This window comes from Roseibium sp. MMSF_3247, from assembly GCF_030733765.1.
In the GTDB taxonomy this organism is placed as follows: Bacteria; Pseudomonadota; Alphaproteobacteria; order Rhizobiales; family Stappiaceae; genus Roseibium.
The window spans coordinates 613,879-627,112 of the sequence record NZ_JASHII010000001.1; the positions used below are offsets into that span (position 1 = coordinate 613,879).

9 protein-coding genes are annotated in these 13,234 nt (G+C 59.3%); 8 read left to right on the top strand and 1 reads right to left on the bottom strand.

Annotated features, from left to right (window positions below; all coding sequences use genetic code 11):
* Positions 1–4: 4 nt before the first annotated feature.
* From nirB to RBB44_RS02770, 8 genes are all read left to right on the top strand, one after another.
* Positions 5–2,458 (top strand): nitrite reductase large subunit NirB, encoded by a 2,454-nt coding sequence (nirB, locus tag RBB44_RS02735; protein WP_306148320.1) that lies wholly within the window; start codon positions 5–7, stop codon positions 2,456–2,458.
* Positions 2,455–2,802: a nitrite reductase small subunit NirD gene (gene nirD, locus RBB44_RS02740; RefSeq protein ID WP_209172541.1), complete on the top strand. Its 348-nt coding sequence runs from the start codon at positions 2,455–2,457 to the stop codon at positions 2,800–2,802. The genes nirB and nirD overlap by 4 nt, the downstream gene beginning before the upstream one ends.
* A gap of 49 nt (positions 2,803–2,851) precedes the next feature.
* Positions 2,852–5,542: a nitrate reductase gene (locus RBB44_RS02745; protein ID WP_306148321.1), complete on the top strand. Its 2,691-nt coding sequence runs from the start codon at positions 2,852–2,854 to the stop codon at positions 5,540–5,542.
* A complete protein-coding gene (cysG, locus tag RBB44_RS02750) occupies positions 5,517–7,007 on the top strand; it encodes a siroheme synthase CysG (RefSeq protein ID WP_306148322.1) in 1,491 nt (496 codons plus the stop codon). Before RBB44_RS02745 ends, cysG begins: the two co-directional genes overlap by 26 nt.
* A gap of 177 nt (positions 7,008–7,184) precedes the next feature.
* Positions 7,185–8,534: an aspartate aminotransferase family protein gene (locus tag RBB44_RS02755; protein ID WP_306148323.1), complete on the top strand. Its 1,350-nt coding sequence runs from the start codon at positions 7,185–7,187 to the stop codon at positions 8,532–8,534.
* Positions 8,531–9,616, top strand: a complete 1,086-nt coding sequence (locus tag RBB44_RS02760; protein WP_306148324.1) for an anhydro-N-acetylmuramic acid kinase — start codon at positions 8,531–8,533, stop codon at positions 9,614–9,616. The genes RBB44_RS02755 and RBB44_RS02760 overlap by 4 nt, the downstream gene beginning before the upstream one ends.
* 31 nt (positions 9,617–9,647) lie before the next feature.
* On the top strand, positions 9,648–11,009 hold the full coding sequence (locus tag RBB44_RS02765) for an FAD-dependent oxidoreductase (RefSeq protein WP_306148325.1): 1,362 nt from the start codon (positions 9,648–9,650) through the stop codon (positions 11,007–11,009).
* Between the two features lie 164 nt (positions 11,010–11,173).
* Positions 11,174–11,791: a GntR family transcriptional regulator gene (locus RBB44_RS02770; RefSeq protein ID WP_306148326.1), complete on the top strand. Its 618-nt coding sequence runs from the start codon at positions 11,174–11,176 to the stop codon at positions 11,789–11,791.
* Positions 11,792–11,806: 15 nt separating this feature from the next.
* On the opposite strand, the gene RBB44_RS02775 is transcribed toward RBB44_RS02770, so the two are convergent.
* On the bottom strand, positions 11,807–13,201 hold the full coding sequence (locus RBB44_RS02775) for an L-serine ammonia-lyase (RefSeq protein WP_133948617.1): 1,395 nt from the start codon (positions 13,199–13,201) through the stop codon (positions 11,807–11,809).
* Positions 13,202–13,234: the final 33 nt, after the last annotated feature.

The window sequence follows — 13,234 nt, forward strand, 5'->3', positions numbered from 1 at the left end:
AACCATGACGAAACAAAAGCTTGTCATCATCGGCAACGGCATGGCGCCGGGCCGGATGCTGGAGCATCTGTTTGATCAGGACAAGGACGCTTATGACGTCACGATCTTCAACGCCGAACCACGGGTGAACTACAACCGGCTTATGTTGTCCCCGGTCCTCTCCGGTGAGAAGTCCTATGAAGACATTATCACCCATGGCGACGACTGGTACACTGAGCATGGCGTGACCCTGCACAAGTCGGCTCGCGTTTCAGAGATCGACCGTTCCGCCAAAACCGTCACATCGGAAAACGGCATCTCAGTCGACTACGACAAGCTGGTCATCGCGACCGGGTCCAATCCCTTCATCATCCCGCTGCCGGGCAAGGATCTCAATGGCGTCCTCACCTATCGCGACCTTGATGATGTCGATCAGATGCTGGATGCCGCAAAGGGCGGTGGCCGCGCTGTTGTGATCGGTGGCGGGCTGCTTGGCCTTGAAGCCGCAGCCGGTCTGAAGATGCAGGGCATGGAGGTCACGGTCCTTCACTTGATGCCGACGCTGATGGAACGCCAGCTCGATCCGGCTGCCGGATTCCTGTTGGAGGAAGAATTCAAGCGCCGTGGCATTGATGTGCGCACCAAAGCCAACAGCCACGAGATCGTCGATGACGGTGCCGGGAACGTCAAAGGTATCCGGCTGGATGACGGAACTGAGATCGAAGCCAGCATCGTTGTGATGGCGGTTGGCATTCGCCCGTCAGCTGATCTTGCAAAGACTGCCGGACTGGATGTGAACCGCGGCATTCTCGTTGACGACACCATGCGCACAGCCGACCCGGATATTTATGCCCTCGGCGAATGCGTAGAGCACAATGGCCAGTGCTACGGCCTGGTTGCCCCGCTCTACGAGATGGCCGAGGTCATAGCGGACAATCTCCTTGGTGGCGCCTCCGAGTACTCTGGCTCGGTGACGGCAACAAAACTGAAAGTCACCGGCGTCGATCTTTATTCGGCTGGCGATTTTGCCGAAGGCGAAGACCGTGAGGAAATCGTCCTGCGCGATGCGTGCGCCGGAGTCTACAAACGCCTCGTTTTGAAGGACAACAAAATCATTGGCGCGGTGCTTTACGGCGAGACAGCCGATGGCCCGTGGTTCTTCGATCTTTTGAAAAAACAATCAGATGTCTCGGAAATGCGGGAGACCTTGATCTTCGGCCAGGCGTATCAGGGGGGCGCCCCCCTGGACCCTACGGCGGCCGTTGCAGCCTTGCCGGATGATGCGGAAATCTGCGGCTGCAACGGCGTATGTAAATCAAAAATCGTAGGCGCGATCACTGACAAGGGCCTGACATCCCTTGATGACGTGCGTGCCCACACCAAGGCTTCGGCATCCTGTGGGACTTGTACAGGATTGGTCGAACAATTGATGCAGGTGACACTTGGCGATGCCTACAATCCGTCCGCTGTCACGCCGATGTGCGGCTGCACGCATCTCGGGCACTCGGACGTCCGCCGGTTGATCAAGTCCAAGGGACTGAAGACCATCCCTGCCGTGATGCAGGAACTGGAATGGACCTCTTCCGGCGGCTGCGCCAAATGCCGCCCAGCGCTGAACTACTACCTCGTCAGCGACTGGCCGGATGAATATGCGGACGACTATCAGTCCCGTTTCATCAATGAGCGCGTCCACGCGAACATCCAGAAGGACGGGACCTATTCCGTCGTGCCGCGCATGTGGGGCGGGATGACCTCCTCCAAGGAGCTGCGCGCGATTGCCGATGTCGTCGACAAGTTCAACATCCCTGCGGTGAAGTGCACCGGCGGCCAGCGCATCGACATGCTGGGCATCAGGAAAGAAGACCTGCCCGCCGTCTGGGCCGATCTCGGCAAGGCCGGGTTCGTGTCCGGGCAGGCCTATGCCAAGGGCCTTCGGACCGTGAAGACATGTGTGGGCACGGACTGGTGCCGGTTCGGAACCCAGGACTCCACGGGGCTCGGCATCCGCATCGAGAAGTTCATGTGGGGCTCCTGGACACCAGCCAAACTGAAGCTGGCTGTCTCGGGGTGCCCGCGCAATTGCGCCGAAGCAACCTGCAAGGACATCGGTGTAGTCTGTGTCGATAGCGGCTTCGAGATCCATTTTGCGGGCGCGGCTGGGCTCGACATCAAGGGAACCGAGGTCCTCGGTCTCGTCAAAACCGAAGACGAGGCCCTCGAACATATCGTCGCACTCACGCAAATGTACCGCGAGCAGGGTCACTACCTGGAGCGGATCTACAAATGGGCCAAACGCATCGGCTATGACGAGATCCGTCGTCAGATCATGGACGACACGGACAAGCGCAAAGCTTACTACGACCGTTTTGTCTTCTCCCAGAAATTCGCCCAGGTCGATCCGTGGTCGGAGCGTGTCTCCGGCAAGGACAAGCACGAGTTCAAGCCGATGGCAGTACTCACGCGGGAGGCGGCCGAATGAATGCGGAACTGAAGAATTGGGTCGCGATCGGCGATCTGACCGACATCCCGCGCGAAGGCGCCCGGGTGGTGAAAACCGATGCCGGCTGCATTGCTGTGTTCCGCACTGTTGACGATGAAGTCTTCGCGCTGGACGACCGCTGCCCGCACAAGGGCGGGCCGCTCAGCCAGGGCATTGTCCATGGCACGTCGGTCACCTGTCCCTTGCACAACTGGGTGTTTGATCTGGCAACGGGTCTTGCAACCGGTGCCGATGAAGGCGCAGTCCCGGTGACGGCCGCCAAAGTCGAGGGCGGCAAGGTGCTCCTTGCCGCCGACGATCTGGCACGCCGGTCGGCAAGCTGACCGCGTCCATCCAATCAAAATTCGAGGAAAGCCCAAGGAGCCGCGCCCGATGACCGGCACATCAAAAGAAAAAACGGTCAAGACCACCTGCCCATATTGCGGGGTCGGGTGCGGGGTGCTGGCAACACTCAAGGAAGACGGATCGGTGGGCATTGCCGGCGATCCGGATCATCCCGCTAATTTTGGCCGCTTGTGCTCAAAGGGGTCGGCGCTGGGGGAAACCCTGTCGCTGGAAGACCGGCTGCTGTATCCGGAAATCGGCGGCAAACGGTCCGATTGGGACAGCACGCTCACCCTTGTTGCCCGTAAATTCTCTGAAGCCATCAGAGATCACGGGCCGGACAGCGTTGCGTTTTATGTCTCCGGCCAGATCCTGACCGAGGACTATTACGTTGCCAACAAGCTGATGAAAGGCTTCATCGGCTCGGCCAACATCGACACCAACTCCAGGCTCTGCATGGCCTCGTCCGTTGCCGGCCACCGGCGCGCGTTCGGCAGCGACACCGTTCCGGGAACCTATGAGGATCTTGAAACCTGCGATCTTCTCGTGCTGGTCGGGTCAAACCTTGCCTGGTGTCACCCGGTGCTGTTTCAGCGGGTCGAAGCGGCAAAGGCAAACAATCCGAACATGCGGGTCGTCGTGGTCGATCCGCGTGAAACGGCAACCTGCGCCATCGCCGATCTGCACCTTGGCTTGAAGCCCGACACGGATGTCGCGCTGTTCAATGGCCTGCTGTCCTTCCTTGCGGAAACAGAAACCCTGGATCGCAGCTATATCGCGGCCCATACGAACGGCTTTGAAGAGACACTCGCGGCGGCTGGTCCTTGTGAAATCAACCGGATTTCAGATGAAACCGGCCTGACGCCCCATGACATCGCGACCTTCTACACACTGGTGGCGCGAACCGAAAAGACAGTTACGCTTTACAGCCAGGGGGTCAACCAATCGGTTGTCGGCACGGACAAGGTCAATGCGATCATCAACACGCACTTGGCAACCGGCCGGATCGGCAAACCGGGGATGGGGCCGTTCTCGGCAACAGGCCAGCCGAATGCCATGGGCGGAAGGGAGGTCGGCGGCCTTGCCAACATGCTCGCCGCCCACATGGCGATCGAGAACCCGGACCACCGCGCGCTCGTGCAAGACTTCTGGCAGAGCCCGGCTATTGCATCAAAACACGGGTTGAAAGCGGTTGACCTTTTCCAGGCGGCAAGGGATGGCAAGATCAAGTCGCTCTGGATCATGGCCACCAATCCGGTCGACAGCCTGCCGAACGCCGATGGGGTCGCAGAAGCGCTCAAAACCTGCCCGTTCGTGGTCGTCTCCGATGTGACGCGGGCGGCCGATACTGTCGCCTATGCGGATGTTCTTCTGCCTGCCGCGGCCTGGGGCGAGAAGGACGGCACCGTCACCAATTCCGAGCGGCGGATTTCACGGCAAAAGAAGTTCCTGGATCTGCCCGGTGAGACAAAACCCGATTGGTGGCAATTGGCGGACGTTGCCCGCCGGATGGGGTTTGAAGACGCGTTTCACTACGATGGCCCGGACGCTGTTTTCCGGGAACACGCGGCACTGTCCAATGCCGGAAACAATGGCACACGGGATTTCGACATCAGTGCCCTGAAAGACATCCCGGCGGCCGAATTCGACGATCTTGAGCCCGTCCAGTGGCCGCAGGCCGGGGCAACCGTGCGCAATGGCGAAACGCGGTTCTTTGCCAAGGGTGGTTTTTTCACACCGAACGGCAAGGCGAATTTCATTGCAGTCTCTCACAAGGAACCGCGCAAGCGCGAACGGCGGTTCCCGTTGGTTCTGAACACCGGCCGGATCCGCGATCACTGGCACACCATGACGAGGACAGGCAAAACGCCGCGCTTGTCTTCGCATATTGCCGAGCCTTTCGCCGAACTGCACCCGCAAGATGCACGCGATGCCGGGATTGCTGCAGCCGATCTGATGGAAGTCAAAAGCCCTCACGGGTCTGTCATAGTCCGGGCGCAGATTACTGACCGGGCGCAGAAAGGATCGGTGTTCGTGCCGATGCACTGGACCGATCAGGTCAGCTCCAAAGGCCGGATCGATGCCGTGGTCGCGCCGGAAACAGATCCGGTGTCCGGTCAGCCCGGCTCCAAGTTCACATCTGTTGCCATTCGCAAATTGGAATTTGCCTGGCATGGCTTTGCCGTCTTGCGAGAAAAGCCGGACCAGCTCGATACCGGATATTGGGCCATTGCTCCGACCGAAGGCGGCTGGCGGGTCGAACTGGCGGGCGACAGGTCCACCAATCCCGAAAAACTTGCTGGCCGGCTCCTTCCCGAAGACACAGAATTCCTGCGGTTCGAAGACGGCACAACGGGCGCGCTCAGGATCGCGGGCTGGACTGGCGCAAACCTTGCCGGAGCGTTTTTCTTCGCGCCTGATCCCGTCGCTGTTTCCCGGCCGTGGGCCTGCGGGTTGTTGACCGCTGAAACGTCGAACAAAGATCAGCGGTTCCGGGTTCTTGCGGGCCGTCCACCGGCAGACCGTCCGGACAAGGGGGCAATCGTCTGTTCCTGTTTTCAAGTCGGCAGCTCGGAAATTGCCGCCGAAGCCACGAAGGGCGCCACCACCGTCAAGGCCATTGGTGCCTGCCTGAAAGCCGGAACCAATTGCGGGTCCTGCCGCTCCGAAATCCAGACCCTGCTCGACGCTGTTGCCAAGGAGACACGTGAAGATGCCGACATCGCGCAAGCCAGCTGAGGTGCGCCCGAAACGGCGTTCGGCAAGGGTCGAGCCTTTGGCGAGCCTGCCGTTGTTCTTTCCGCTTGAAGGCCGCAAGGTGGTTCTCGCCGGAGGAACGGATGCCGCCGCCTGGAAGGCGGAACTTCTGGCCGCCAGCGGGGCAGAAGTGCACGTCTTTGCCGAAGAGCTCAGCGAGGTTTTCGAAACGCTCCTGGAGCGCGGCAGCGTGAAGGGCCGCTTTGTTCATCATGCCCGTCCGTGGAGCACGGACGTGATTTCAGGGGCCGCGCTTGCGATCGCCGATGCCCCCTCGGACGGCGCGGCACAGGCCTTTTATTGCGCCGCCAAGGCCGCAGGCGTTCCGGTCAACGTCATCGACAATCCGCCGTTTTGCGAGTTCCAGTTCGGCTCCATCGTCAACCGCTCACCGGTCGTCATCGGCATCTCGACCAATGGCGTCGCCCCGATCCTCGGTCAGGCGATCCGGCGGCGGATTGAAACGCTGTTGCCAACCTCGCTTCAGGACTGGGCAGCGCTTGCGGGCCAGATCCGGGCCCGCGTTCTGGAAAGCCTCGCACCGGGAGCAGAGCGCCGCCGGTTCTGGGAACAGTTCACCGACATGGCCTTTTCCGGAAAGGCTGCCGCAGAAGAGGCCACAAGCCGTGATCTGGAAGACGTTTTCGGCGAGGCCGCTCACGTCGGGCAGGGCCGGGTGACACTGGTCGGTGCAGGACCGGGCGATGCGGAAAACCTGACCCTGAAGGCCATGCGGGCGCTTCAATCCGCCGATGTCATCCTGTTTGACGATCTGGTCGACGACAGTGTTCTGGAACTCGCGCGCCGTGAAGCCAAACGCATGCTGGTCGGCAAGCGCGGCGGACGGGAAAGCTGCCGTCAGGAAGACATCAACGACATGATGGTGTCGCTCGCCGGACAGGGCAAACACGTCGTCCGGCTGAAATCCGGCGATCCTATGATTTTCGGACGGGCGGGTGAGGAACTGACGAGACTGGCTGAGGAAGGCATTCCGGCCAGCGTCGTTCCCGGCATTACCGCAGCCTCTGCAATGGCCGCCGAACTTGGCGTCTCGTTGACCCACCGTGATCACGCTCAGGCCGTTCGTTTTGTAACGGCACATTCGCGTCAAGGCGCGCTGCCCGATACAGTCGATTGGACCGGACTTGCTGATCCTGCAACAACCACTGTTTTTTACATGGGGCGCCGCATGGCAAGCCGGATCAGCGAGCGGTTGATTTCTGAAGGCCGTCAGCCGAATACTCCCGTACGGGTGATGGCCAATGTTTCCCGGCAGAATTCGGCCAGCTGGTCAGGCGCATTGTCAGACCTCGCTGACGGAGTGGAGAGCTTGGCAACAGACGGCCCGGTATTGATTGCGGTTGGCGAAGTCTTTGCCAACGTTGGACAAGCAGCCGAAGTAGTGCCGTATCATGAGACGGAACACCGGGCTGCTGTTGCCAACTGAGCGGCCCGTAATTCACCAACAATGGTTTACGTCTGAGGCTTGCTAACACCCGGTCGATGACTCAGCCCTTCCCGTTTGAAAGGAAAGGTTCTAGCTTGGGCTTCAGCCGGGGCGGCGGAACTGAGTTGCTCTTGGCTTTCAAGTCATTGTCGATCCAGAAGGTCTCAGAGGCGGTTCATGACGCAGCTCCCAAATTCCCTTGAAGCCCGCGATGTCGCGGTCCAGCTTCATTCCTATGCAGATGCCCGGAAGCAAGAAGAGACCGGATCACTTGTGATCGACAAGGGCGAGGGAATTTACGTCACCGACATCAACGGCAAGCGCTACATTGAGGGCATGGCCGGCCTTTGGAGTGTTGCCGTCGGTTTCGGGGAAAAACGTTTGGTCGATGCTGCCGCCCGTCAGATGGAAAAGCTGCCCTACTACCACACCTTCACTTACAAGACGCACGGTCCGTCGATCGAGCTTGCCGAAAAGCTCATCGAGATGGCGCCGGTGCCGATGTCCAAGGTCTACTTCACAAATTCCGGGTCCGAGGCCAATGACACGGCGCTGAAACTGATCTGGTACCGGTCAAATGCGCTGGGCCAGCCAGAGCGCAAGAAGGTGATCTCGCGAGTGCGCGGATATCATGGCGTGACGATCGCCTCGGCAAGCCTGACCGGCCTTCCGAACAACCATCGCTCCTTCGATTTACCTCTGCCGCAAGTCCTGCACACAACGAGCCCGCATTACCGCAGCCAGAAAAAAGACGGCGAAAGCGAAGCGGATTTTGCCAAACGCTGCGCCCAGGATCTTGAGGATCTGATCCTTGCCGAGGGCCCGGAGACAATCGCGGCTTTCTTTGCGGAGCCGGTTATGGGCGCGGGCGGTGTCATCGTTCCGCCGGACGGGTATTGGGAGGCGGTTCAGCCTGTTCTGAAAAAATACGGTATACTGTTTGTCGCCGACGAGGTCATTTGCGGGTTTGGCCGGACCGGCAATATGTTCGGGACCGAGACCTACAATCTGCAGCCTGACATCATGACCCTATCGAAGGCGTTGTCGTCCTCCTATCAGCCGATCTCGGCGCTCTTGATAAATGACAACGTTTATCAGCCGATTGCGGACGAATCCCACAAGATTGGCGTCCTTGGTCATGGATATACCGGTAGCGGCCATCCTGTTGCGGCGGCGGTTGCCTTGGAAAACCTGAAGATCATTGAAGAGCGCGATCTCGTTGGAAACGTGCGCGCGATGGCGCCACTTTTTCAGAAGCGGCTCGCCGGTCTGGCGCAAAACCCGCTGGTGGTTGAAACCCGGGGGATCGGGCTCATCGGTGCGGCAGAGCTTCACCACGAAGCGTTGGCCGATACACCGGGTGCACTTGGCGCGCGAACAAACGCGGTATTCCTCGAAAAGGGCCTGATCTCGCGTAACATGCTGGACGCTATGGCGTTCTGCCCGCCGTTGATCATCACCGAAAATCAGATCAATGAGATGTTCGACATTGCGGAGGACAGCCTCCAGGGGGCAGCGCTTCTATGACCGGTTGGTCGATTGTCGGCACGATCAGCGGCACATCCGCCGACGGAATTGATCTGGCGGAGATTAAGACCGACGGATGTGAAGTGAGTGCGTTTGGCCCAGCTGAGACCATCAACTACCGGCCGGAAACGCGAACGCGTGTTCTGGAGGCGGCGGCGCGGAAGGGAACGGGTCGGGAGGCTTGGCCGAACCTGGCCCGTGCTGTGACCGAAGACCATGTCGAGGTTGTTGGGGCATTTCTTGGGAAACACGCTTTGGTGCCCGACGCTGTCGTCTTTCATGGCCAGACCGTGTGGCACGATCCGGACGCAGGTGAGACCGTTCAGCTCGGTGACCCGCAACTGCTGGCGGACATCTTGAAGGTCCCTGTGATCGGCGAAGTTCGTTTGGCGGATATGGCAGCTGGCGGTCAGGGCGCACCGCTTGTTCCGGTCTATCATCAGGCGCTCGCGCGATCTCTGGTCGGCGGTGAGCAGGAACCGATCTGCTTTTTGAACATCGGCGGTGTGTCCAATCTCACATTCATAGATGGCGATACCCTGCACGCATTCGACATAGGGCCGGGGAATGCGCTGCTGGATGATTGGATCCGGCGTCATGGGGCTGGCGATTATGATGCTGGTGGTGAGATTTCGGCAAAAGGCAAAGTTTCGCAAGACCGTCTTTCGGATGCTCTATCCCATCCGTTTTTGTCGGAGGCTGGACCAAAGTCATTGGACCGGTACAGCTTTTCCGGAGATTTCGTTGAAGGATTGAGCCTTGAAGACGGCGCGGCAACGCTTTTGGCGTTCACGGTCGGCACCATCTCAATGGCAGAAACACTTTTGCCAAATCGTGTAAAGTCGTGGCTGGTCTGTGGTGGCGGGCGCCATAATCCCGTGTTACTCCGCCGATTACAGGAAGAGCTGTCTGGTGACGTCGTTTCGGCGGATGTTTACACCATCAACGGCGATGCGCTTGAAGCACAGGCGATGGCGTTTTTAGGCGCGCGGCGGTTGGCCGGATTGCCGACAACCTTCCCGGAAACGACCGGAGCCAGTGGCCCGGTGATTGGCGGACGGCTCTACCACCCCGGAGAATAAGTTCCGCTTTTCAAGAGGTTTTGGAGGCATCGTGAAGACAATCACGGAACCCGCGCGCGAAATTGACGTCATTCATGAAACCGATGTTCTAGTGGTGGGCTCTGGCCCGGGCGGCCTGTCTGCTGCACTTGGCGCCGCGCGCGCCGGCGTTGATGTGACGCTTGTGGAGCGTTTCGGCTGTTTGGGTGGCAACATCACGGCTGTGGGCGTCGAGGGCTTTGCCTGGTACCGTCACGAGAAGACCGTTGATACGGAGGGTGTCGGCCGAGAATTCGAGAGCCGTGCGCGCGAAGCCGGTGCAACGACCCCGGAACCGCAATCGGACAGCGACGCGATCAATGCCGAGGGCTTCAAGCTGGTCGCCGACAATCTGGTTGAAGAAGCCGGGATCCGGCCGATGATGCATCGTGCCTTCGCTGCCCCGATCATGGACGGCAATGAGATCAAGGGCATCATTACCGAAAGCAAGGCGGGCCGCGAAGCGATTCTTGCCAAGCGCGTCATTGATGCAACCGGCGATGCCGACATTGCCTATCGCGCCGGCGCTGAGACGCAAAAAACGCCAGTTGAGGAAATGCAGGCGGCGTCTGTCATGTTTTCCATGAACGGTGTCGACAAGCGGAAATTCATGGAGGCCGTCAAGGCCGACCCGCATACCTACAAGGACTGGGAAAGCGGCGAATGGACGGTGGAGACCACCGGCAAGGAGGACAAGATGTTCTCGCCATTCCTGAAGAAGCCGTTTAAGCAGGCTCTGGAAGCGGGCATTATTCCTGCTCATCTGCAGACCATTTCCGGGACCTGGGGTGCTGTCTATGACAGCGGTGACCTGACCTACTTGAACCTGGTACACCTACCAGAGTGTGACGGGACCGATCCGGATTCCATGACGCGCAACGAGATCGAGGGCCGCCGCCAGGCCATGCTCGCTGTCGAAGCCTTGAAGCGGTATCAGCCGGGCTGTGAAGACGCCAAGCTGCGGAATTTCGGGATGACCATCGGTATTCGGGACACCCGCAAGATACTGGCGGCCTATGACATGACTGGCCACGATGTTCGCGAGCAGGGTCGGTTTGACGACAGCGTCGGCATATTCCCAGAATTCATCGATGGGTACGGCATTCTCATCCTGCCGACCACGGGCCGTTATTTCCAGCTGCCGTACCGTACCATGCTTCCGAAGAGCGTGAAGAATCTACTCGTTGCCGGACGTGCGACCGGAGGTGACAAGGTTAGCCATGCGGCCACACGGAACATGATGTGCTGCACGGTGACAGGTCAGGGCGCGGGCGTTGCCGCTGCAATCTCCGTGAAACATGGCATCGACCTGGATGCGATGGATATTGCCCTGCTGCAAACCGAACTGAAGCGTCAGGGCGTCCGGCTGCACTAAGCCTAACCTGACAATGCCAATGCTGTCCCGGCCTCGCGCCGGGACCAAAAAGCCATGGCCCCGGTTCAAGACCGGGGCAGCGCATTTCATTCACACAGCTCGTCTTCGTGCACTGCCGGACTATCGGCTTGGCATAAGCGCTTCCGCAGGCTATCAGATTTGGCATGAACGGATCTGAAATCTATCACCGGCTGATCGGCCTCATCGAAGAACGCACGCTCAAGCCGGGCGACCGGTTGCGCGAAGCCGATCTGGCCGAAAGTTTTGGTGTGTCCCGCACGCCGATCCGTGAGGGGTTGAAGCGGCTTGAGGCGCAAGGCCTTGCCGTGCACGAACCCAACCGGGGCATGGTGATCCCGACGCTCGATCACAACCAGATCAACGAAGTCTATTTCATGCGGGAAGTTCTGGAGGGGACGGCTGCAGGCCTTGCCGCAAAGCACGCCTCGAAACCGGAGATCGAAATCCTTCAGGATTTGGTGGATGCGGACCGCAAACGGGTCACCGATACGGACAGCCTTGTCCGCTCAAACCGGGAGTTTCACCGGCGCCTGTGCCTTGCCTCGCACAACCGCTATCTCGTCGATCAGATCGAGCATTTGCGCCTGTCCCTGATCCTCATGGCAGGAACAACGCTCGACACACCGGAGCGCCGGGAAACGGCCGTCGAAGAGCATGCAGCTATTGTGACCGCGATTGCCGACGGCAACTCCAACGCTGCCGAAACAGCTGCCCGGCTTCACATTGCTCATGCCCACAAAACCCGTCTGCAGCAGATCTGAATTTTTGGGCGGGTATCAGCATTCTACGATGTTGACCGCCAGACCGCCTTTGGATGTTTCCTTGTATTGCTCCATCATGTCCATGCCGGTTTGGCGCATGGTCTCGATACAGCCATCAAGGGGAACAAAGTGCGAGCCGTCACCGCGCAGCGCCAATGAGGCCGCCGTTACGGCTTTAACGGCACCGAGTGCATTACGTTCGATGCAGGGGACCTGGACGAGTCCTGCGATTGGATCGCAGGTCATGCCCAGATGGTGTTCCAGGGCAATTTCAGCAGCATTTTCGATTTGCTCGTTGGTGCCACCAAGTGCCGCGCAGAGTCCGGCCGCGGCCATGGCGGACGCTGATCCGACTTCGCCCTGGCACCCAACTTCGGCGCCAGAGATCGAGGCATTCGACTTGATGATGCCGCCAATCGCTGCAGCTGTGAGCAAAAACGTTCGAATACCATTGGCGTCCGCGTCGGGGCAATGGTCAAGATAGTAGCGGGTGACCGCCGGAATGACTCCAGCAGCACCATTGGTCGGGGCCGTGACAACCCGCCCTCCAGCGGCGTTTTCTTCGTTGACTGCCATGGCATAGACACCCAGCCAGTCGACGACATTGTGTTCAAACGGAGGGTTTGAGCGGCCTTCTTTGAGAAGCTTTTGATAGATGTCAGCAGCCCGTCGCTTCACCTTCAAACCGCCTGGAAGGATGCCGGACTGAGTGATGCCGCGATTGATACAAGCGTCCATTGCAGACCAGAGTTTGTCGATGCCCGCCTCGACCTCTTCCTTTGTTTTGTCTGCGCATTCGTTCTGCAGTTTCATGTCCGCAATGCTCAGGCCATGGTCCTGGCCCATCTCCAGCATTTGTTTGGCGGAAGCGAACGGGAAGGGAACTTCCTGCCGGGCGAGCTCATTGACCGGTTCGTTGGTTGTCTTGCGTAGTTCTGCTTCGCTGGCGACGAAGCCACCACCGATAGAATAAAAGACAAAACTGTCGAGGACCGAGCCGTCGCTGCCAAGAAGATGAAAGGTCATGCCATTCGCATGAAGCGGCAAGGAGGGGCCGTAGTCAAAGATCACGTCCTTTTCCGGATGGAACGGAAGGTCAAAGAGACCGTCGATCCGCAAGCGCTTATCTGAAGCTAGTTTCTCCAGCATCGGTTCGACTTGATCCGGGTCTAGCGTGTCCGGAGTTGCGCCCAGCAATCCAAGGCACACCGCCTTGTCAGTGGCGTGTCCCTTTCCGGTAAACGCCAAAGACCCATGAAGCGTCACCGTGATGCGTGACGCCGACCTGCATACGGTCGGGTTGGCCCTCAGACGATCAACGTAGCGGTGAACTGCTACCATCGGTCCGACAGTGTGTGAACTGGAGGGGCCGATACCGATCTTGAAAATATCAAAAACGCTGATGAACATCGTTGAAGAGTGCTCTTACCTTTGCCGGGAACC